This is a genomic window from Pseudoxanthomonas sp. JBR18 (assembly GCF_028198165.1).
Taxonomy (GTDB): domain Bacteria; phylum Pseudomonadota; class Gammaproteobacteria; order Xanthomonadales; family Xanthomonadaceae; genus Pseudoxanthomonas_A.
Map to the genome: position 1 here is coordinate 3113557 of NZ_CP116339.1, position 20289 is coordinate 3133845.

The 20289-nt window shown below is 66.8% G+C and carries 18 protein-coding genes and 1 pseudogene; 11 read left to right on the top strand and 8 right to left on the bottom strand.

Going from position 1 to position 20289, the window contains the following annotated elements:
* Positions 1 to 164: 164 nt before the first annotated feature.
* From PJ250_RS14030 to PJ250_RS14050, 5 genes are all read left to right on the top strand, one after another.
* A complete protein-coding gene (locus PJ250_RS14030) occupies positions 165 to 695 on the top strand; it encodes a single-stranded DNA-binding protein (RefSeq protein WP_271645194.1) in 531 nt (176 codons plus the stop codon).
* Positions 696 to 1178: 483 nt separating this feature from the next.
* Positions 1179 to 1997 carry an HDOD domain-containing protein gene (locus PJ250_RS14035; RefSeq protein WP_271645195.1) on the top strand — a complete coding sequence of 273 codons (819 nt, stop codon included), beginning with the start codon at positions 1179 to 1181 and terminating at the stop codon, positions 1995 to 1997.
* A gap of 193 nt (positions 1998 to 2190) precedes the next feature.
* Positions 2191 to 4164: an OPT family oligopeptide transporter gene (locus PJ250_RS14040; protein ID WP_271645196.1), complete on the top strand. Its 1974-nt coding sequence runs from the start codon at positions 2191 to 2193 to the stop codon at positions 4162 to 4164.
* 90 nt (positions 4165 to 4254) lie between these two features.
* On the top strand, positions 4255 to 4803 hold the full coding sequence (locus PJ250_RS14045; protein ID WP_271645197.1) for a P-loop nucleotide/nucleoside kinase family protein: 549 nt from the start codon (positions 4255 to 4257) through the stop codon (positions 4801 to 4803).
* Positions 4804 to 4888: 85 nt separating this feature from the next.
* A complete protein-coding gene (locus PJ250_RS14050) occupies positions 4889 to 6976 on the top strand; it encodes a S9 family peptidase (RefSeq protein WP_271645198.1) in 2088 nt (695 codons plus the stop codon).
* Between the two features lie 387 nt (positions 6977 to 7363).
* Here the strand turns inward: PJ250_RS14050 and PJ250_RS14055 are convergent, their stop codons facing one another.
* From PJ250_RS14055 to corA, 3 genes are all read right to left on the bottom strand, one after another.
* Entirely contained in the window at positions 7364 to 8866 is a 1503-nt protein-coding gene (locus PJ250_RS14055) for a monocarboxylate uptake permease MctP (protein ID WP_271645199.1), read from the bottom strand.
* Positions 8866 to 9048, bottom strand: a complete 183-nt coding sequence (locus tag PJ250_RS14060) for a DUF3311 domain-containing protein (RefSeq protein WP_271645200.1) — start codon at positions 9046 to 9048, stop codon at positions 8866 to 8868. The genes PJ250_RS14055 and PJ250_RS14060 overlap by 1 nt, the downstream gene beginning before the upstream one ends.
* A 227-nt stretch (positions 9049 to 9275) precedes the next feature.
* The gene (gene corA, locus PJ250_RS14065; RefSeq protein ID WP_271645201.1) at positions 9276 to 10316 is read right to left on the bottom strand and encodes a magnesium/cobalt transporter CorA; all 1041 of its coding nucleotides are present in this window, start codon (positions 10314 to 10316) and stop codon (positions 9276 to 9278) included.
* A gap of 122 nt (positions 10317 to 10438) precedes the next feature.
* Here corA and PJ250_RS14070 point away from each other — a divergent pair, with 122 nt between their 5' ends.
* From PJ250_RS14070 to PJ250_RS14080, 3 genes are all read left to right on the top strand, one after another.
* A complete protein-coding gene (locus tag PJ250_RS14070) occupies positions 10439 to 10804 on the top strand; it encodes a PadR family transcriptional regulator (RefSeq protein WP_271645202.1) in 366 nt (121 codons plus the stop codon).
* A complete protein-coding gene (locus tag PJ250_RS14075) occupies positions 10801 to 11703 on the top strand; it encodes a sensor domain-containing protein (RefSeq protein ID WP_271645203.1) in 903 nt (300 codons plus the stop codon). The genes PJ250_RS14070 and PJ250_RS14075 overlap by 4 nt, the downstream gene beginning before the upstream one ends.
* Before the next feature lie 165 nt (positions 11704 to 11868).
* Positions 11869 to 12480 (top strand): DUF2306 domain-containing protein, encoded by a 612-nt coding sequence (locus tag PJ250_RS14080; protein WP_271645204.1) that lies wholly within the window; start codon positions 11869 to 11871, stop codon positions 12478 to 12480.
* Positions 12481 to 12570: 90 nt separating this feature from the next.
* Here the strand turns inward: PJ250_RS14080 and phaZ are convergent.
* Positions 12571 to 13806, bottom strand: a pseudogene (gene phaZ, locus PJ250_RS14085) (polyhydroxyalkanoate depolymerase); the annotation flags it as partial.
* A gap of 103 nt (positions 13807 to 13909) precedes the next feature.
* Positions 13910 to 14503 (bottom strand): class I SAM-dependent DNA methyltransferase, encoded by a 594-nt coding sequence (locus tag PJ250_RS14090; protein ID WP_271645205.1) that lies wholly within the window; start codon positions 14501 to 14503, stop codon positions 13910 to 13912.
* A gap of 73 nt (positions 14504 to 14576) precedes the next feature.
* Here PJ250_RS14090 and PJ250_RS14095 point away from each other — a divergent pair, with 73 nt between their 5' ends.
* Positions 14577 to 15029, top strand: coding sequence for a CopD family protein (locus PJ250_RS14095; protein WP_271645206.1), 453 nt, complete (start codon positions 14577 to 14579; stop codon positions 15027 to 15029).
* Between the two features lie 37 nt (positions 15030 to 15066).
* On the opposite strand, the gene PJ250_RS14100 is transcribed toward PJ250_RS14095, so the two are convergent.
* Positions 15067 to 16752 (bottom strand): alkaline phosphatase family protein, encoded by a 1686-nt coding sequence (locus PJ250_RS14100; RefSeq protein WP_271645207.1) that lies wholly within the window; start codon positions 16750 to 16752, stop codon positions 15067 to 15069.
* A gap of 191 nt (positions 16753 to 16943) precedes the next feature.
* Here PJ250_RS14100 and PJ250_RS14105 point away from each other — a divergent pair, with 191 nt between their 5' ends.
* Complete coding sequence (locus PJ250_RS14105; protein ID WP_271645208.1) at positions 16944 to 18266, top strand: dicarboxylate/amino acid:cation symporter; 1323 nt, start codon at positions 16944 to 16946, stop codon at positions 18264 to 18266.
* A gap of 34 nt (positions 18267 to 18300) precedes the next feature.
* On the opposite strand, the gene PJ250_RS14110 is transcribed toward PJ250_RS14105, so the two are convergent.
* Positions 18301 to 18705 (bottom strand): hypothetical protein, encoded by a 405-nt coding sequence (locus tag PJ250_RS14110; RefSeq protein WP_271645209.1) that lies wholly within the window; start codon positions 18703 to 18705, stop codon positions 18301 to 18303.
* 143 nt (positions 18706 to 18848) lie between these two features.
* On the opposite strand from PJ250_RS14110, the gene PJ250_RS14115 reads away from it, so the two are divergent.
* Positions 18849 to 19349: an acyl-CoA thioesterase gene (locus tag PJ250_RS14115; RefSeq protein ID WP_271645210.1), complete on the top strand. Its 501-nt coding sequence runs from the start codon at positions 18849 to 18851 to the stop codon at positions 19347 to 19349.
* 79 nt (positions 19350 to 19428) lie between these two features.
* Here the strand turns inward: PJ250_RS14115 and PJ250_RS14120 are convergent, their stop codons facing one another.
* Positions 19429 to 20262, bottom strand: a complete 834-nt coding sequence (locus PJ250_RS14120) for a C40 family peptidase (protein WP_271648656.1) — start codon at positions 20260 to 20262, stop codon at positions 19429 to 19431.
* Positions 20263 to 20289 lie beyond the last annotated feature (27 nt).

Sequence of the window (20289 nt, forward strand, 5' to 3'; positions counted from 1 at the left end):
ACCGGGGTGTTCAGGAAGAATCGCAATTATAGGTTCAAGGGGCGCTTTTCCGGTCAGGATTGCCTGACCCGCGGCCGCGGCGGGTGCCGATGGACGGGACCGGCGGGCTATAATCGAATGTTGTTGCCTGCGATCGGCGGGCGGACCTGACGGACGGATTTTCTATGGCACGCGGCATCAACAAGGTCATCCTGGTGGGCAACCTGGGCAATGACCCGGACACCAAGTACACGCAGAGCGGCATGGCGGTCACCCGCATCAGCCTGGCGACGACCAGCGTGCGCAACGACCGTGAAGGCAACAAGCAGGAGCGCACCGAGTGGCACCGTGTGGTGTTCTTCGGCAAGCTCGGCGAGATCGCCGGCGAGTACCTGCGCAAGGGTTCGCAGGTCTATGTGGAAGGCGAGCTGCGCTACGACAAGTACACCGGCCAGGACGGCGTGGAGAAGTACAGCACCGACATCGTCGCCAACGAGATGCAGATGCTCGGCGGCCGCGGCGAAGGTGGCGGCGGCATGGGCGGTGGCGATCGTCCCCAGCGCGCCCCGCGCCAGGAATACGGCGGTGGTGGCGGTGGACAGCGCGGCGGCGGTGGCGACAGCTACGGTGGCGGACAGCAGCAGCCACGTCGCCAGGCGCCCGCCCAGCAGCCGGCGCCGATGGACGATTTCGCCGACGACGATATCCCGTTCTGAGCAGCGTCTGACCTGCACGCGCAGGGACGTTGCCTGCTTGCACAAGCGCCGGTTGCCTTCCAGCAACCGGCGTTTTGTTTTTTCGACTTCGAGCTTTGATGGTGTGCGCATCCGGTAAGCGACGGCTGAGATCACCGGCACCGCGCACATGCGGTCACCGTGTTTCGTGCGACCCATTCGCCAGCGCGCTGAAACCTGATGGCCGTCAGACCCGCCTGCGGCGGACCATGACGGAAAGGACAGGTGGCCAGGCGTGTTGGGGTTCGTGATGCGCTGCGAGGTCCTGGTGGCATGATGTGCCCGTGGTCGGCGGGTGTCGGAGGGGGCATGGGGGCGCGCGGGTTTGCCCCGATTGCCGGTCATGCTGCGGCGCTCTAATGTCGGCGCGACCGGTGACCTAGGGCTTGAGTCGCTCGCCTGACGGCGCGGTCCATGGGGCGCTCGGTCCGACCCAGGCGCAGGCCTATTCACGTGGAGGGATGCATGAAGCTGGAGACGCTGTTCGACAAGCTGCACGAGCTGCCGACGATTCCGAAAGTGGCGCAGGAGCTGATCCTGCAGTTCGATGATCCCAAGACCCATATCGACAGCCTGGCGCGCAACATCGAGCGCGATCCGGTCATCGCGGCCAAGGTCCTGCGGCTGGCCAATTCGGTGCGGTTCCATGGGACGCGCGACTCGACCAGCATCGACGACGCGGCGATGCGCGTGGGCTTCAACACACTGCGCACGTTGGTTCTGGCCTCGGCCATGACCGGCGCGTTCCGCACCAACGCGGCCTTCGACCTGAAGCAGTTCTGGCGGCACAGTTTCGAGGTTGCCAGCATCTGCCGCCTCCTGGCCCGCCAGCGCGGGGTCGATCCGGACACCGCCTTCACTTGCGGAATGATGCACAACCTGGGCGAGTTGCTGATCCAGACCGGGGCGCCGGAATATGCCAGCCGCCTGCGCACCACGGTTTCGTCGGCCGCGCATGCCGCCGATGAAACCCTGCAGCTCGGCTTCGGCTATCCGGAAGTCGGCGCCGAACTGGCCAGACGCTGGCTGTTGCCGCAGATCATCCAGGACGCGATTGCCTACCAGGCCAAGCCGCGCCAGGCTCCCGAAGGAGACCAGATGGCGCTGCTGGTCGCGCAGGCGGCGCGCATCGCCGATGCGATCGAGCGCTTCGGCGGCGCTGGCGAGGCGGCGCGCGAAGCGGTCGAAGGCCCGCTGATGGAAGGGATCGACCTGGACCAGCTCTTCGAAGCGCTGCCCGAGGTGGTCCAGGCCGATCGCGCATTCTCTGAAGTGCTGGCCTGAGTCGCCCGCACCCGCGCTGCGGCCGAGAGGCCCGCACGCGCGGTGTCTGCAAGTCTGCGCAGGCACCGTGCCTGGCAGAGGACGCCCGCCTGCCGAATCGGACGTCGCCGTCGCGCGCGCGACGGCTTAGCTGGACTTGCCACCCCCCAGACGCTAGCGTTGGGCGGATTTTTTGCCATCAGGGGTGAACCCAATGAGCCAAGCCGCGCCACCGCGCCAGCTCACCTTTCGTGCCGTCGTCCTGGCGGTCGTCCTGGCCGTGGTGCTGTCAGCGGCCAATGCCTACCTGGGCCTGTTTGCCGGGTTGACCATCGCCACGGCCATCCCGGCGGCGGTCGTGTCGATGGGCGTGCTGCGCCTGTTGGGCGGCGGCACCATTCTGGAAAACAACATCGTCCAGACCGGGGCTTCGGCGGGTTCGTCGATTGCCGCGGGGGTGATCTTCACCATCCCGGCGCTGGTGATCATGGGCTACTGGCCGGACTTCAAATACTGGTGGGTGCTGGGCATCGCCGGCCTGGGCGGCTTGCTGGGCGTGCTGTTCTCGGTACCGCTGCGGCGCTCGATGATCGTCGAAGAACCGCTGCCGTTCCCCGAAGGCAAGGCCGCCGCCGAGGTGCTCAAGGCCGGTGAAAACCCGGGGCCGGGGCTGAAGATCCTGGCCCTGTCCGGCGCGATCGGGGCCCTGGTCAAGCTGGCCGCCGCCAGCGGCCTGCGCGTCATCCCCGATACCTGGCTGCAGTCGGCCTATGTGGGCAGTTCGAAGCTGACCGCCTTCATCGGCACCAACCTGTCGCCGGCCCTGCTGGGCGTGGGCTATATCGTCGGGCTCAACGTCGGCATCGTGGTGGTGTCCGGGTCCATCCTGTCCTGGCACATCGCCATCCCGCTGTACCAGGCGTTCTTCGGCGGCAGTGATCCGGCGCTGGTACAGTCCATCGCAGGCGCTGGCTCGGCAGATGCCGCATACGCCATCTGGAGCGCCAAGATCCGCTACCTCGGCGTGGGTGCGATGCTGATCGGCGGCATCTGGACGCTGTTCTCGCTGCGCAAGTCGCTGCTGGGTGGCATCAAGAGCGGCTTTGCCGCTGCGCGCAGCAGCGCAGGCAGCGCCGCCCTTGCCGAGACCGAGCGCGACCTGCCGATGAAGTGGATGCTGGTGGCCACCGTGGTGTTCACCCTGCCGCTGCTGGGCCTGTACCAGGCCATCGTCGGCCAGTGGCACGTGTCGATTCCGATGGCGATCATCATGGTCGTGGCCGGCTTCCTGTTCGTGTCGGTGTCCGGTTACCTGGCTGGTCTGATCGGCTCGTCCAACAACCCGGTCTCGGGCATCACCATCTCCACCATCCTGTTCGCCTCGGTCGTGCTGGCGCTATTGATGGGCAAGAGCGGGCTGACCCCGGTGGGCAGCGGCGGCGCGCCGCTCGGCGCGGTGGCCGCGATCATGATCGGCGCGGTGGTGTGCTGCGCAGCGGCGGTGGGCGGTGACAACCTGCAGGATCTCAAGGCGGGCTATCTGGTCGGCGCCACGCCGTGGAAGCAGCAGCTGATGCTGGGCATCGGTGCGTTCTCGTGCGCGCTGATCATGGCGCCCGTGCTGAGCCTGCTTTCGCAGGCCTACGGCATTGGCGCGCCGACGCCGGAGCATCCCAACGCGCTGGCAGCGCCGCAGGCCAACCTGATGGCCTCGGTCGCGCGTGGGCTGTTCGGCGGCCAGCTGCCGTGGACGATGATCGCGCTGGGTGCGGTGGTTGGCGCGATCGTCATCGCCATCGATGAGTGGCTCAAGAAAACCGGCAAGCGCTTCCGCGTCCCGGTGCTGGCCGCCGCCATCGGCATCTACCTGCCGCTGGAACTGATGGTGCCGATCTTCCTGGGTGGACTGATCGCGCATCTGGTCGAGCGCTTCCACAAGGTGCGTGCCGACGACGAAGAGGCGCGCGATCGCGTGCATCGCCCGGGCGTGCTGTTCGCCGCCGGCCTGATCACCGGCGAGGCGCTGATGGGTATCGCCATCGCCGTGCCGATCGTGGTCTCGGCGCGTGCGGACGTGCTGGCGTTGCCCGAGCTGTTCCAGCTCAATCAATGGGTCGGCCTGGCCGTCCTGTTCCTGGTCGGCTGGCTGCTGTATCGCACCGGCAAGAAGGGCGAGCAGGCGGCGTAGTGTGACGGACCAGTCCCGCCCCGATGTGGCCCTGTTCCGCTTGTAGCGAGGTCCTAGCCCAGCCTCGCAATGCCTCCGTTCGCCAAACGCATGAACCCCACGTCCACGTCTACGGTCACCCGCAGGATCGTGCTTGTCTCGGGCGCCCCGGGGTCCGGCAAGACCACTCTGGCGGTTCCGCTCGCGCAGCGTCTGGGACTGCCGTTGTTCTCCAAGGACTTCATCAAGGAGACACTCACAGATGCCTTGGGCGCCGACGACGGGGACCTGCAGGCGTCGCGCAAACTGGGCGGTGCGTCCATGGAGCTGTTGTGGATGCTCGCCCAGTGCGCGCCAGCGGCGGTGCTGGAGGCCAATTTCCGGCCGCACAGCGAGTATGAGCGCGACCGGATCGCTGCGTTGGACGCTCGGGTCGTCGAGGTCCATTGCGACTGTGGGCTGGCCGAGGCCGCCAGGCGATTTGGCGAACGAGCGGCCAGCATCGGCCATCATGCCGCGCATCCGCTGCGAACACTCGACGCCCAGGCTCTGGCCGAATACGACCGCCCGCTGGGGATCGGGCAATTGATCCATGTCGACACGAGGTCTCCTGTCGACCTGACCGTGCTTGTCCAACGGATCCTGCTGGGCTGGACATGACGCACCGATGGCCGCGCCCGCTTTGCCTGGACCGGTCATGGCGGCCTACCATCGGTCACTTTTCGCAGTTTCCGGAGTTCGCGCCATGACGCTACGTCCCGCTTTATTGTCCCTCGCCTTGATCGCCGCGCTGCCGGCCGCTGCCGCCGAACGTGGTTTCGACGTGCACGACATGGTCAAGCTGGACCGCGTCTCCTCGCCGGTGCTCTCGCCCGATGGGGGACGCGTGGTGTTCGCCAAGCGGGTGATGAATCAGGAGGTGACCAAGGCCAGCACCGCGCTGTATCTGCGCGACCTGCGCACGCGTGATCTGGCACCGCCCAAGCAGATCACCCCGCAAGGCTGGAACGTGAATTCGCCAGCGTTCTCGCCCGATGGCCAGACGCTGTATTTCCTCTCGTCCAAGTCCGGCAGCCAGCAGCTCTACGCGATGCCGGCCACCGGCGGTGCACCACGCCAGGTGACCGATTTCGCGGTGGACGTGGACGGCTACAAGCTCTCTCCGCAGGGCGACCGCGTCGTCTTCAGCGCCGGCGTGTTTCAGGACTGCGGCTCGGACCTGGGCTGCACCAAGCAGAAGCTGGAGGACGCCAAGCAGTCCAAGACCACGGGGAAGGTCTTCGACCACCTGTTCGTGCGTCACTGGGACACCTGGAACGATGGCCGCCGCAACACGTTGTTCGTTGCGCCGCTGCCGGCGGCCGATGCCAAGCCGGTGGTGGGCGCCTCGGCCATCAGCGCCACGCTGGACGGTGACGCGCCGTCCAAGCCGTTCGGCGGCATGGATGATGTCGCCTGGTCGCCGGACGGCAAGTCGGTGGTGGCCAGCATCCGCGTGGCCGGGCGCGAGGAACCGTGGTCGACCAACTTCGACCTGTACCAGCTCGACGCCAGCGGCCGTGCGGCGCCCAAGGACCTGACCGTGGCCAACAAGGCCTGGGATGCAGGCCCGGTGTTCAGCGCCGACGGCAAGACGCTGTACTACCGCGCGATGAAGCGCCCTGGCTTCGAGGCCGATCGCTTTGGCCTGATGGCCATGAACCTGGCTACCGGCAAGACGCGCGAGATCGCGCCGAAATGGGACCGCTCGGCCGATGGCCTGCAGGTCTCGGCCGACGGCAAGACGCTCTACGTGCCCGCGCAGGAACTGGGCCAGCATCCGTTGTTCGAAGTGGACATCGCCACCGGCGGGGTGTCGCAGATGGTCGGCGGCAACACCGTTGCCGAGTTCGATATCCAGGGCGGCACGCTGGCGGTGATGACCAACTCGCTGCAGACCGGCAACCAGCTGTTCACCGCGCCGTTGGCGAAGGAGAACAACAGCCCGGGCGTCAGCGCGATGCGTGCGATCACCCAGAGTGCGGGTGAAATGCTGCCCGAGGTGAAGTTCGGCGAGGCCGAGCAGTTCACCTTCAAGGGCTGGAACAACGAGACCGTCCACGGCTACGTGGTCAAGCCGTGGAACTACCAGGAGGGCAAGACCTATCCGGTGGCCTTCCTCATCCACGGTGGCCCGCAGGGCAGCTTCGGCAACAGCTGGAGCTACCGCTGGAATCCGCAGACCTACGCCGGCCAGGGCTACGCGGTGGTGATGATCGACTTCCACGGGTCCACCGGCTACGGCCAGGCCTTCACCGACGCGATCAGCCAGCATTGGGGCGACCGCCCGCTGGAGGATCTGCAGAAGGGTTGGGCGGCCGCGCAGCAGCAATACGCCTTCCTCAACGGCGACAAGGCCTGCGCGCTGGGCGCCAGTTACGGCGGCTATATGACCTACTGGATCGCCGGCAACTGGAGCCAGCCGTGGAAGTGCCTGGTGGACCATGACGGCGTGTTCGACAACCGCATGATGGGCTATGCCACCGAGGAGCTGTGGTTCTCCGAGTGGGAGAACGGCGGCACACCGTGGGAAAACCCGGAAGGTTACGAGAAGTTCAACCCGATCAACTTCGTCAAGAACTGGCGCGTGCCGATCCTGGTGATCCACGGTCAGCAGGATTTCCGCATCCCGGTCGAGCAAGGCCTGGCGGCGTTCACCGCGGCCCAGCGCAAGGGCATCGAGTCCAAGTTCCTGTACTTCCCCGATGAGAACCACTGGGTGCTCAACCCGCAGAACTCGATCCTGTGGCACGACACGGTCAATGCCTGGCTGAAGGAGCACATCGGCCAGTAGCACTGCGCGTCTTCCATCACCCAGCGGCGCGGCCGGGCACACCCTGTGTCCGGCCGCGTCGTTTCAGGCATACGCAGAGCGCGGCACTTGCCGATGTCGATTCGGTGCTCGCGATGCGGTCGCCATCGAGTCCTCCCGCAGCGTCGTTCTTGGAAGGGGACGTCCGTCATCGCTCTGAAGGCCACTGAGGCGCGATGCGCAAGCTGGCGTCGGATCGGAAGTGAGAGAGGCGGCCTGACGCGTGCCGCCTCTGCCTCGCGGCGCAGACCGATGAGGCTTCCCGTCGGGTTGCGCCGACGCGTTCGATGTTTCGCAAAAGCGAAGGGCGAGGTCTGCACCTCGCCCTTCGTCGTTTTCGCATGGCGGCTTAGGACCGCGGCTGACTCGTCAGTCCATCTTGGCCAGCGGCTGCGGCTTGCTGACCATGTTGTGGATGGCCTGCACGACCACCGTGACCACGATGTTGATCACCAGCGCCAGCAGCCCGGTGTAGACCGTGTAGCCGGTATCGCCAAAGATCAGGGTGTGCACGGGTTTGACGCCGTCGGCGATGGCCAGGTACGAGCCCACGCCCAGGCCGACGACAAGGCCGGTCAGCAGCGCCGGTGCCCGGAACCAGCGCCACCACAGGCCGAAGGCCATGGAGGGCAGGGTCTGCACGATCCACACGCCGCCCAGCAGCTGCAGGTCCAGCGCGAACTTGGTCGGCAGGAACAGGATCACCACCAGCGCGCCCACCTTGACCAGCAGCGAGACGATCTTGGCGACCTTGGCCTCGCCGGCAGGCGTGACCTGCGGATTGACATAAGCCTTCCAGAAGTTGCGGGTGAACAGGTTGGAAGCGCCGATGGACATCACCGCGGCCGGAACCAGTGCGCCGATGGCGATGGCGGCGAAGGCGAAGCCCACGAACCACTGCGGGAACAGCGAGTTGAACAGCGCCGGCACCACGTCGTTGTTGCTCTCCACCTGCACGTTGGCGGCGTAGGCCATGTAGCCCAGCAGCGCGATCAGGCCCAGCAGCACGGTGTAGGCCGGCAGGAAGATCGCGTTCTTGCGGATCGTGTTGGCACTCTTGGCCGCGAAGATGCCGGTCAGCGTATGCGGATACATGAAGGCCGCCAGCGCCGATCCCAGGGCCAAGGTGGCGTAGGGCAGGAACTGAGGGCCCTGCAGGATCAGGCCGCTGGGCGGGGTTGCCGGTTTGGCCGCGTAGGCATCGCGGGCGATGTTGAACACGTTCTCGTAGCCGCCGAGCTTGATCGGTACCAGGACGACCGCGACCAGGACCACGATGTAGATCATCAGGTCCTTGACGAAGGCGATCAGTGCCGGCGCGCGCAGGCCGGCCGAGTACGTATACAGCGCCAGGATGATGAAGGCGGCGGCCAGCGGAAATTCACCGGTCAACCCCAGCGCCTTAATCACCACTTCCATGCCGACCAGCTGCAGGGCGATGTAGGGCATCGTGGCGACCACGCCGGTCAGGGCGACCATCAGTTCGAGCGGCCGGGACTTGTAGCGGCCCCAGACCACGTCGCCGGCGGTCACATGCCCGTGCTTGTGGGCTTCCTTCCACAGCTTGGGCATCAAGGTGAAGACGATCGGATAGACCAGGATCGTGTAGGGCAGGGCGAAGAAGCCATAGGCACCGACTGCATACACCAGGGCCGGCACGGCGATGACGGTGTAGGCGGTATAGAAGTCGCCGCCGACCAGGAACCAGGTGATCCAGGTGCCGAACTTGCGGCCGCCCAGGCCCCATTCGTCCAGGTGGGCCTCGCCGCTGCCGCGCTGCCAGCGCGAAGCCCAGAACCCCATCACCGTGACCAGCACGAAGAAGAACGCGAAGACGGCCAGTGCCGTCCAGTGGATAGTAGGCGCCTGCATCATTCTTCCCCGTGGGTCTTGTATTCGTGGCGATAGACCAGCCAGGTGATCAGCGAGGTCACCGGGATCCAAAGGAACTGGTACCAGTAGAAGAACGGCAGGTCGAAAAGGACCGGGAGCTCCTTGTTGTAGAAGGGCACCCACAGCAGGCCAAAGAACGGCAGCAGGAGAAGGTATTTCATCGCGAGGGGATCCTCGAACTCGGATGGAGGGCCATGGCCGGTGGCGCAGCCGTGCCGGTCATGCGGAACGCGGAGAGCGGCCGCATCGTGGTGTCGCAGGTGCGACGAGGATGCGGGCTTTCCCCTTGTGGAAAGGGTCACCCTGCAGTGCACAAGCGTCAATGCATGTGCGCCCGATCACACCACCTACTTTGGTAGTAAGGCGCAGCCCGCGTCACGCAAACAGCTCAGAGCCAGCGCGCGCGCTTGAACAACACGTAGAGCACCACGCACACCACGGCCATGGCGCCGATCAGTCCGGGATAGCCGAAGCGCGCATGCAGCTCGGGCATGTTCTGAAAGTTCATGCCATACCAACTGGTCATCAGGGTGGGCGCGGCCAGCAGTGCGGCCCAGGCACCCAGGCGCTTGACCGTTTCGCCCTGGCCCAGCGTGACCAGCGAGAGGTTGACGCTGAGCGCGGTGCCCAGCATCTCGCGCAAGGTGTCGATGCCGTCGTTGACGCGCAGCGCGTGGTCGTGGACGTCACGCAGGTACAGGCGGATCTCCTCTGGCACCAGCGCGCTCTGGGTGCGCATCAGGTGGGCCAGCACGTCCTGCAGCGGGCCCACCGCCACGCGCATCAGGGTCAGCTCGCGCTTGAGGTCGTAGAGGCGCCGCACGACCGCGCCCTTGTAGGTCTCCGAGAAGATGTCGCGCTCCAGCGAAAACAGGGCGTCGCGCGCCTGTTCGATGATCGGCATGTAGTTGTCCACGATGAAGTCCAGCACCGTGTACAGGCAGTAGGCCGGGCCCATGGCCAGCAGTTCGGGCTCGCGCTCGATGCGCAGGCGGGCCGGGGTGTAGGACAGCGAGGCGCCGTGGCGCACGGTAATGAGGTAGCGCGGCCCGAGGAAGGCCTGGGTCTCGCCGTAGCGGATCTTCTCCTCGATGACCTGCACGGTGTGCATGGCCAGAAACAGCGAGTTGCCGTAGGCCTCCAGCTTGGGCCGCTGGTGCGCCTTGCCGGCGTCCTCGATGGCCAGGTCATGCAGGCCGAATTCCTCCTGCAGCTTGAGCAGCACCTCTTCTTGCGGCTCGTACAGGCCCACCCAGACGAACGAGCCGTCGTCATTGGCCAGCACTTCACTGATCTGGTCCAGCGTCAGGTTGCTGCGCTTGCCGTCGCAGTCATAGGACGCGCAGGTGATGACGCAGGCCGGATTGCCTGGCGTGTTGGGTGCGGGCTGGGGCAGGGAGGGCGAGGACGACGTGGGCAGCACACTCATGGCGGCAATCCTGCGCTCGGCTGCGTGAACACGGCAAGGTCACGAAGGGGGGTGACGACCGGCACATCCGCTATACCGGACTTCGCACTAGTATCGTGTTCAACCTAGTGCGGGAGCCGGTCATGGGCGACGCAGACAACCAGCTGCGGAAATTTCAGAAGGAGCTCAGCGCCGGCACGGTCTCGTTGGCCCTGCTGGCCGTGCTGGCCCAGGCCGACGAGCCCTTGTATGGCTACCTGATCGCCAAGCGCCTGGAGCAGGTGGGGCAGGGCGTGCTGGCCGGCAAGCAGAGCGCGCTGTATCCGGTCCTGCGCAACCTGGAGGCCGCCAGCCTGCTGGACAGCCATGTCGAGCCATCGGCCTCCGGGCCCCCGCGCCGCTATTACCGCATCACGCCGCTGGGGCAAGAGGCCCTGGCGCAATGGGCCGCCGCCTGGCGTGCCACCCGCGATTCCGTCGATTCCGTCCTGAGGGGGACTTCCGCATGAACGCTCAAGGCCTGCCCACCACCATTCCCGAATACCTGACCCAACTGCGCGCGGCGCTCAAGGGCGCCGACCCGGCCATGATCCAGGACGCGCTTTACGACGCCGAGGAATACCTGCGCTCGGAGCTGGCCGAGCAGGCCGGCCGCACCGAGGCCGAAGTGATCGCCTCGGTCGCCGGCAGCTACGGCGCACCGGAGGAAGTGGCCGAGATCTACCGCGAGACCGAGGTGACGGTGAACCGCGCACTGCGTGCCCCGCCGCCACCGAAACGGCGCTCGTCGATTGGCAGGTTTTTCGGCGTGGCGGCCGATCCACGGACCTACGGTGCGCTGTTCTACATGTTGCTGTCGCTGATCACCGGCACGTTCTATTTCACCTGGGTGGTCACTGGCGCGTCCCTCTCGGTGGGCACCCTGATCCTGATCATCGGCTTGCCGTTGCTGGTGCTGTTCTTCGGCTCGATCCGGGTGCTGTCGCTGGTCGAAGGACGCATCGTGGAAGCCCTGCTGGGCCAGCGCATGCCGCGTCGCCCGCTGTACACCCAGCGCGACCGACCGTGGCTGTCGCGCATCGGCGACATGTTCACCGACCCGCGCACCTGGAGCACCATGCTGTACCTGTTGCTGATGCTGCCGCTTGGCGTGGTGTATTTCAGCGTGGCCATGACGCTGCTGTCGGCATCGCTGAGCATGCTGGCCACGCCGCTGCTGTATTTCTGGGACGACTCGCATGTCTGGGTCGACGGCGTCAGCGTCACGGTCAGCAATGCGTGGGCCATCCCGCTGGTGTGCCTGCTGGGCCTGGTGCTGTTGTTCGTCACCCTGCACGTTGCACGCGGCATCGGCCAGCTGCACGGCTGGTTGGCCAAGCAGCTGCTGGTGCGTTCGCCGGTGGTCTGAAGCGGGGAGTGAGCGTGACGGAGTGGGGAGTGAGTGGCGAAGCGATGCCTTTGCTCAGGTCTTACTGCTTCACGCTCACTCCAGCTTTCCACGCTCAGCCGGCTGTTCACGGTCGTCCGCCGGCGTTCCCGGTGCAGGAATCAATTCAAGGGAATGGATCACGTGGTGAAAACCATCGGCAGAGTTGCGCTCTGTGTGCTGGCCTTGGGCGTCGCCGGTTACGCCACCCTTGCGTACGCCCTGTTGCCGCTGGGGGCGCTCGTCCATCCCGGCATGCGACTGACGTTTCATGCGCACCCGGTGGGGATCTATACCCACGTGTTCGCTTCGTCGCTCGCGCTGTTGACGGGTCCGCTCCAGTTTTCTTCTAGGTTTCGGCAGCGGCATCGGCGGGTGCATCGCTGGCTTGGTCGCGTGTACCTGGGAGTCGGCGTTGCGTTGGGCGGGTTGTCTGGCCTGTACATGGCAACGCTTGCTTTCGGCGGGCTCACGGCGAAGTTTGGATTCGCCGGCCTAGCGTCGATCTGGCTTTACACGGGACTGCGAGCATTCCGGGCCATCCGCGAAGGCGATGTGGCAGCGCATCGCAAGTGGGTGGTGCGCAACTTCGCGCTGACCTTCGCAGCCGTGACCCTGCGGATCTACCTGCCGCTGTCGATCGCCAGCGGCATTCCGTTCGAGACCTGCTATTCCGTGATCGCGTGGCTGTGCTGGATTCCGAACTTGCTCGTGGCCGAGGCGCTCTTCAACCGGAGATCCGGCCGGTCGCAGATGTGATCCAAGAAGTGAGCTCAGGGCGATGAGGCGTGAGCGAAGGCGTTGCTTCTTCACTCTCCTCACTCCTCTCCACTCACTCCTGCCTCACTTGTACTTGGCGAAGAACGCCTTGACGTCCGGGTAGACCTCTTCGCGCCAGCGCCGGCCGCTGAAGATGCCGTAATGGCCGGCCCCCTTCACCGTTAGATGCTTGCGCCGGGCCTTGGGGATGCCGGTGCACAGCGCGTGGGCCGCCTCGGTCTGGCCCAGACCGGCGATGTCGTCCAGTTCGCCTTCGATGCTCAGCAGTGCGGTGCGCTTGATCGCGCTGGGATCGACACGCTGCCCATCGATGATCCATTCGCCACGCGGCAGCAGGAACTCCTGGAACACCACGCGGATGGTGTCAAGGTAGAACTCGGCCGGCATGTCCAGCACGGCGTTGTATTCGTCGTAGAAACGCCGGTGCGCATCGGCGTCGTCCAGATCACCCTTGACCAGGTCGGCGTAGAAATCCCAGTGCGACATGAAGTGGCGATTGGGATTCATTGCAATGAAGCCGGCGTGCTGCAGGAACCCCGGGTAGACGGCGCGGCCGTGCCCCGGATAGTTCTGCGGCACGGTATGGATGACGTTGTTTTCGAACCACGACAGCGGGTTGCGCGTGGCCAGGTCGTTGACCTGGGTGGGACTGACGCGCGCATCGATCGGCCCGCCCATCATCACCAGCGAGCGCGGCGTGGCCTCGCCGGCTGCGGCCATCAGCGAGACCGCGGCCAGGACCGGCACGGTCGGCTGGCACACGCTCATCACGTGCAATTGCTCGGCGCCGATGTGGCGGATGAACTGCTGGATGTAGGCCACGTAGTCGTCCAGGCCAAAGCTGCCGGCGTCCTCGGGTACCAGGCGCGCATCGATCCATTCGGTCACATAGACCTTGTGGTCGCGCAGCAGGGTGCGCACGGTGTCGCGCAGCAGGGTGGCATGGTGACCGGACAGGGGCGCCACGACCAGCACGGTCGGCTGGACCTTGAGCTTTTCGATGTAGGCCTGGTCGTCGGTGTAGCGCTTGAAGCGCAGCAGCCGACAGAACGGATTGGCGAGGACTTCCTGCTCAATGACCGGCACGTGCCGACCTTCGGCCTCGACCTCGGGGATGTCCCAGGCGGGCTTCTCATAGTCCTTGCCCAGCCGATGCATCAACTCGTTGTAGGCCGAGATGCGTTCGGCCCCGGGCAGGTTGGACAACCAACTGTTCGGATCGGAGAAGATGCGAGAGCTGGCATCGGCCAGGTGAACCCACGGGGCCATCCATTGCCGGCCCATCTCGTGCCACTGGTAAAGCATCATAATTATAGAAACCGTTACAGAACAGGCGGTTGGCGCGGCGCAGCATAACGGAGTTTGAATATTTTGACGTGAATTCGGCTTTCCGTTCGTCGGGGGCTTGTCAGGCCGTGGTTTCCAGTGCAGCGGCCTGCGGCGCCAGGTCAGGCCCCAGCCAGCAGTGCGAACCCGCCGGACGCATCCTCACGCGGTCCAACTGGCGTCGGTACCAGGCCGCGGTACGCGCCTTGAAGTCGACGTGGTCGCCCTCGAAATCGTCCTGTGCGGTGAAGGTTTCCAGGAACGCGACCCCGCCGCACAACTCGGCCAGTCCGGGCAGGCCGCGCTTGAGTTCCGCATCGGGCACGTAGTGCAGCACGTCGGCGCAGACCAGCAGATCCACCGGCGCGCACGGGCGCAGCCACTGGAAATCGCCGAAGGCGGCCAGGTGCAGGTTGCGTCGCGCGCCATGGCGCCGCACCGCGTATTCGCTGCTGTCGAACCCGAGATACTGCGCCTTGGGTCGCAGCTTCAGCAGTGGCGCGCGCCAGGCCCCCTCGCCGCAGCCGATGTCCAGGACCGTACGCACCGGGCGCTCCAGCCAGTATTCGGCGCAGGCCACGGCCAGGGCGACCTTGCGCGCCAGTCGCGCAGGACCGCCGATGTCGCCGCGCCGGTACCACTGCTGGAAATACGCCTGATCGTACTGCTTGTCCAAGATGCGTCGCCGGGAAGGGATGGGCGACAATGATGGCCTTGTTGCCACGCCGCGCGCCACGGAGTCCGATTCGATGCAGGCCTATCTCTGGGTGAAGACCTTCCACCTGTTGTTCGTCATCGCGTGGATGGCGGCGGTGTTCTACCTGCCCCGCATCCTGGTCAACCTGGCCGAGAGCGCCGGCCAGCCCGAGGTGCAGGCGCGCCTGCAGTTGATGGGGCGGCGGCTGTACCGCTTCGGCCATGCGATGTTCGGGCTGGCATTGGTCCTGGGCCTGGTGCTGTGGCTGGGCTATCACCTGATCCCGGACTTCCCGACCATGGTCGGTGGCCGCGGCGGCTGGCTGCACGCCAAGCTGGGCCTGGTGGTGCTGATCCTGGCGCACTACATCGTCACCGGCCGCTGGCTCAAGGGCGTGGCCAAGGGCAAGGCCCTGCCATCGGGCAGGGCCCTGCGTTGGTTCAACGAGGTGCCGGTGATCGCGCTGGTGGTGATCGTCTACCTGGTGCTGGCCAAGCCGTTCTGATCGTCGGCGCCGGTGCTTGCGGCGCCGCGTCTGGTCCTCAGTCCTTTTCGAACGCGGCCGGCCGGGGCAGTTCCACCGGGACGCCGTCGGCGTTGCAGGTGCCGGCCTGGCACAGGCGCGCGCGCAGGCGCGGGGTGGCCTGCACGATCAGGTGATAGAGCGTGTTCTGCTCGACCGTGCCGTGCACGGCCAGGCTGCCCGGGCCGGTGGCCCAGATGCCGACATCGTCGCCGCCATGGGTCTCGGATTTGGTGGGGACCATGGATTCCTGCAGGTAGTCCGGCGCTTCGGTGTCCACATCGGTCAGGTCCGGGCGGCCGGCGGAGGGCTGCACGTCGGCCGGCTCGTGCAGGAAGGTCTTCGGGCCGGCGTGCTGGGTGTTGCTCTGCCCGGGATAGCCGGGGCCGTTGGCATAGCTGAGGGTGGTGTAGGGCAGTCCGGTCTGGTCGCGCGCCAGCTGACTGCGATCGCCATCCTCGCCGGAGATGCCGCGCACCTTGCCCAGGATCGGATTGCCGCGCACCGGATAGCCGACGAAGTTGAGCGAATGCGAGTGGTCGGCGGTGACGATGATCAGGGTGTCGGCCGGTGCGGTCTGCACGGCGGCGCGCACCGCATCGGACAGGGCTATGGTCTCGTCCAGCGCGCGGAAGGCGTTGCCGTAATGGTTGGCGTGGTCGATGCGGCCGCCTTCGACCATCAGCACGAAGCCTTCCGGCTTGCGCGAGAGGGCGCGGATCGCGGTGGTGGTCAGTTCGGCCAGGTTGGGCTCGCCGCCCGGCGTGCGATTGCGATCGTGGTCGAACTGCATGTGGTCCGGTTCGAACAGGCCCAGCAGCGCCGGCGCGTCCTGGGCGGCCTCGAGCTGGCGGGTATTCCAGACGTAGGCGCCGCCGGGGTGGGCCTGCTTCCACTCGGCCACCAGGTCGCGTCCGTCCAGGCGCAGGCCGACCTTGTCGTCGTATTCCGGGTCGCGCTCGGTGGCCGGCTGGAATTCGCTGCGTCCACCACCCAGCGCGACGGTCGGGCCGTGGCCGAAGCGTGCGTCGCCCAGCAACTGCTGGGCGATGTCCTGGCAGCCGGCGGCGCGGGCTTCGGGGGTCAGGTCGGCGTCGCTTTCCCAGTTGCGCTCCGGGCTGTGGGCGTAGGTGGCGGCCGGGGTGGCGTGGGTCAGGCGCGCGGTGGTGACGATGCCGGTGGCCAGCCCGGCACTGTCGGCCAGTTCCATCCAGCTCAACAGATGCTTGGCCTGGCTGTCGGCGCAGTCGGTGCGCTGGCCGGCACTGACGCCGATGGCGCCCATGTGCGTTTTTACCCCGGTCATGATCGCGGTCATGGTCCCGGCCGAATCGGGCGTCTGCGAATCGACGTTGTAGGTCTTGCTCAGGGCGGTGGCCGGGAAGCCTTCCCAGCTCAGCGCGTTCTCCTCGCCGCTGCCGCCCTTGCGCTGGCCCTCCAGGATGCGCGCGGCGGCCACGGTGGTCAGGCTCATGCCATCGCCCAGGAACAGAATCACGTTGCGCGCCTGGCCGGCCATGGCGCCGTTGCCCGCCGCGCGCGCCGCGCCGCTGCGGTACCACCATTGCGGGGTCTCGCCCTGCGGGTGGGCGACCTGGGGAACGTCGATCGCCGCCACGGGCGTGGCCTTGGGCCCGGTTGCGGTGGCGCATCCAGCGGCCAGGGTGGTGGAGAGGGCCAGGGCGAGGCAGCGGGGCACGCGCATGCAAGGGGATCCGGTCGAAAGGGGCAGCCGCCGAGTATGCCGAGCCCAGACAACAGCAACATGACGATCCCGACGGCGGTGCCAGGCGTCGATGTCCCGCTGCTGGCCCGCCGGGTTCCACGGTGGGCGTCGCCAGTGGCGGCTGGCTCGGCTATTGTCCGCGATCGATTCCCCGGGGCGAGGCGCGCGCGATGAAACTGGTACAGGCATGGCTGAAGATCCCGTTCTGGCAACGGGTGGTGGCCGGGTTCGTGCTCGGCGCGTTGGCGGGTTGGGCGTTCGGCCCTAACGCGGAAGTCTGGTTCGGTCCGCTGGGCGACCTGTACGTCACCTTGATCAAGATGATCGCGATCCCGTTGGTGTTCTTCGCGGTCATCAACGCGATCTCGGCACTGAGCGGACAGAAGTCCATCGCCGCCCTGGGCGCGCGCACCTTCGGTTGGTTCGTCGTCACCGCCTGTCTGGCGGTGGGCGTGGGCCTGCTGGTGGGCACGGTGATGCAACCGGGCAGCGGCGCGCTGAGCATCGGCATCGATTCGGCGTGGAAGCCGCGCGACGTGCCCAGCCCGGTCAAGGTGCTGCTGGACGTGGTGCCCTCCAACCCGTTCTTCGCACTGACGGGTATCGGCACCCGGACCAACGCGGCCGGTGAGACCGTGCTGGCCGCCGGGCGCGGCTCGATCCTGCCGGTGATCTTCTTCGCCGCCCTGCTGGGCTTTGCCATGGTCAAGCTGGGCGACCGGGTGGCCGAGGCGCGCAAGGTCACCGCGCAGATGAGCGAGATCATGATCCAGGTGACGCGCTTCGTGCTGGAAGTCACCCCGATCGGCACCTTCGGCCTGATCGCCGCGCTGGTGGGCGCCTACGGCTTCGAGAAGCTGCTGCCGCTGGGCAACTTCGTCATGGCCCTGTACATCGCCTGCCTCCTGCACATCGTGGTGGTCTACGGCGGGCTGCTGCTACTGCACGGGCTCAACCCGCTGAAGTTCTTCCGCGGCGCGGCGCCGGGCATGCAGGTGGCTTTTGTCAGTTCGTCCAGCTTTGCCGCCATGCCGGTGGCGATCCGCTCGATCGCCCACAACCTGGGCGTCAACAAGGACTATGCGTCCTTTGCCGTGCCGCTGGGGGCCAGCATCAAGATGGACGGCTGCGGGGCGATCTACCCGGCGCTGTGTGCCTTGTTCATCAGCCAGTACACGGGCGTGCCGCTGACCGGCAACCAGTATTTCGTGGTGCTGATCGCCTCGGTGCTGGGGAGCTTCGGCACCGCCGGGGTGCCAGGCACGGCGGTGGTGATGGCCACGGTGGTCCTGACCGCCGCTGGACTGCCGCTGGAAACCATCGGCTATCTCTACGCCATCGACCGCGTGCTCGACATGATGCGCACGTTGACCAACGTCACCGGCCAGATGCTGGTGCCGACCCTGGTCGCCCGCGAGACCGGCCTGCTGGACAAGCAGGTCTACGAGGCGGCCTCGACCAATGTCGGGGTCGAGGAGGCGGTCGAGCGCTGATCCCCGCCGCTCGCCTGCCCGGGACGCGGCCCGCTCAGACTTCCAGGCGGGGGATCGCCAGGCGGATGCCTACCACCGCCAGCGGCATCGGCAGCAACAGGCAGCTCACCGTCAGCCAGGCCGGGAAGGGGATGAAGGCGGCCAGGCCGATCGCCGCGGCCATGACTGCGGCCCCGACGCTGAAGGCGGCCATTGCGCGGTGGATGCGCGAGACCGCCGCGGCCACCCAGCCACCGGCCAGGCCGGCCAGTGCGCTGCCTCCGATCAGGCAGGCCAGCGCCTCGCGCGGCGCATCCAGCGCGTAGCGCGAGAGATTGAAGACCGAATAGAAATCCGGGCTCGCAGGCAACCGGTACAGCAACACGTAGCCGTAGCACGCGCCTGCGAGGAGAAGGGCCGCCGTCAGCAGGCCGGCCGCGATCCCTGCCATGGTTCGCATCACACATTCATTCCATTGAGTGGGAAGCCGGAAGGATGGCGCGAAAGTCCGCGCGGCCGCAAGCCGCTATCCTGCGGTCCAGCGGCACATGCCGTCTCTTCCCCTATCCGGACTGCGTGCCCGGCCATTACAGAGGAGCCCGCATGCGCGGCGAACAGCGTGAACTGACGTTTCGATTCCTGGCCGAGCCCAAGGACGTCAACTATGGCGGCAAGGTCCACGGCGGCGTGGTGATGCGCTGGATCGACCAGGTCGGCTATGCCGCTGCAGTCGGCTGGAGCGGCCACTACAGCGTCACCGTCGCAGTGGGGGGCATCCGCTTCGTGGCGCCGATCCGGATTGGCGACCTGGTGACCGTCACCGCCAAGCTGGTGCACACCGGCACCAGCAGCATGCATTTTGCGGTGGACGTGCGCGCGCGTGACCTGGGGCTGGACGACGGACAGTCGGCCAGCCGCCTGTGTACCCACTGCGTGATCGTGTTCGTGGCCATGGACCAGGCCGAGGGCAGGCCGACCGCCGTGCCATCGTGGACGCCGACCAGTGACGAGGACCATCGCCTGGCCGAATACGCGACCAAGGTGATGGAGCTGAGCAAGGGGATCGAGCAGACCGTCGCCGCCTTCCATGCCTCCTCGGCATGATCGAGGTGCCGGCGCGCGTCTGGATACGAAAAAGCCGGCGCATGCGCCGGCTTTTTCACGAGATGAAGGAGGTGGCGACTTACATCGCGACCCGGCGCGCCTGGACGAAGCGGCTGGCCCAGTAGCCGGACGTGAGGCTGTCCACGCGCACGTCCTTGCCGGCGCTGGGCGAGTGCAGGAAGCGGCCTTCGCCCACGTAGATTCCGACGTGGTTGACGCGACCGCGACGGCCGAAGAACACCAGGTCGCCCTGGCGCAGCTCATCGCGGCTCTTGATCAGTTCGGCGTTGTCGTTGGCGGCCATGTCCCGCGAGACGCGCGGCAGATCGATGCCCAGCGCGGTGCGGAAGACATAGCTGACCAGACCGCTGCAATCCAGCCCACTGTCCGGATCGCTGCCACCCCAGCGGTACGGGGTACCCAGCAGCGTCAGTGCGCGCTGCAGGACGCTCTGGACCTTGCCCACTTCGCTGTCGTGGGCGGCAGCCGCGCCGGTCAGGTTGTAATTGCTGAGCAGTCGGCTCAGGTCGCCGGCCAGCATGGCCGAGCGGTCCATGACCGGGACGGTATCGGTCGCGGCCAGTCGCGGCAGCAGGGCGGTGAGCGTGGCGGCGGCGGCCTCGGTGGCCTTGTCGCGCAGACTCGGGCTGCTGACGGTGGCGGCGACCGCCGTCGGGGCAACCGCCGCCGCTGGCGCGCTTGCGGCGGCGGCGAGCGCGACCGCCGGTGCGGCGCCGGTCTGGATCGGCTGGCCGGCCGGGGTGGAGGCCCGGGCCGCATCCGACAACACGGTCGGCACGCCCGTCGCCACGGTGGTGGCCACCGGGCTGGTCAGGATCACGGAGGAGGAGGAATCGTTCGCCGTGGGTGCTTCGGCTGCGGCCTGCGGGGCAGGGGCGGCTTCCTGTGCCATCACCGATCCGGATGCGCCCAGCAGGGC

What these genes read in the sequence shown, in the direction of transcription:
- PJ250_RS14110 (WP_271645209.1), bottom strand. Translation starts at nt 18,705, where the DNA reads ATGCGAACCATGGCAGGGATCGCGGCCGGCCTGCTGACGGCGGCCCTT.
- PJ250_RS14060 (WP_271645200.1), bottom strand. Translation starts at nt 9,048, where the DNA reads ATGAAATACCTTCTCCTGCTGCCGTTCTTTGGCCTGCTGTGGGTGCCC.
- PJ250_RS14040 (WP_271645196.1), top strand. Translation starts at nt 2,191, where the DNA reads ATGAGCCAAGCCGCGCCACCGCGCCAGCTCACCTTTCGTGCCGTCGTC.
- PJ250_RS14055 (WP_271645199.1), bottom strand. Translation starts at nt 8,866, where the DNA reads ATGCAGGCGCCTACTATCCACTGGACGGCACTGGCCGTCTTCGCGTTC.
- PJ250_RS14095 (WP_271645206.1), top strand. Translation starts at nt 14,577, where the DNA reads ATGCAGGCCTATCTCTGGGTGAAGACCTTCCACCTGTTGTTCGTCATC.
- PJ250_RS14030 (WP_271645194.1), top strand. Translation starts at nt 165, where the DNA reads ATGGCACGCGGCATCAACAAGGTCATCCTGGTGGGCAACCTGGGCAAT.
- PJ250_RS14120 (WP_271648656.1), bottom strand. Translation starts at nt 20,262, where the DNA reads ATGGCACAGGAAGCCGCCCCTGCCCCGCAGGCCGCAGCCGAAGCACCC.
- PJ250_RS14050 (WP_271645198.1), top strand. Translation starts at nt 4,889, where the DNA reads ATGACGCTACGTCCCGCTTTATTGTCCCTCGCCTTGATCGCCGCGCTG.
- PJ250_RS14115 (WP_271645210.1), top strand. Translation starts at nt 18,849, where the DNA reads ATGCGCGGCGAACAGCGTGAACTGACGTTTCGATTCCTGGCCGAGCCC.
- PJ250_RS14070 (WP_271645202.1), top strand. Translation starts at nt 10,439, where the DNA reads ATGGGCGACGCAGACAACCAGCTGCGGAAATTTCAGAAGGAGCTCAGC.
- PJ250_RS14105 (WP_271645208.1), top strand. Translation starts at nt 16,944, where the DNA reads ATGAAACTGGTACAGGCATGGCTGAAGATCCCGTTCTGGCAACGGGTG.
- PJ250_RS14045 (WP_271645197.1), top strand. Translation starts at nt 4,255, where the DNA reads ATGAACCCCACGTCCACGTCTACGGTCACCCGCAGGATCGTGCTTGTC.
- PJ250_RS14075 (WP_271645203.1), top strand. Translation starts at nt 10,801, where the DNA reads ATGAACGCTCAAGGCCTGCCCACCACCATTCCCGAATACCTGACCCAA.
- corA (WP_271645201.1), bottom strand. Translation starts at nt 10,316, where the DNA reads ATGAGTGTGCTGCCCACGTCGTCCTCGCCCTCCCTGCCCCAGCCCGCA.
- PJ250_RS14035 (WP_271645195.1), top strand. Translation starts at nt 1,179, where the DNA reads ATGAAGCTGGAGACGCTGTTCGACAAGCTGCACGAGCTGCCGACGATT.
- PJ250_RS14100 (WP_271645207.1), bottom strand. Translation starts at nt 16,752, where the DNA reads ATGCGCGTGCCCCGCTGCCTCGCCCTGGCCCTCTCCACCACCCTGGCC.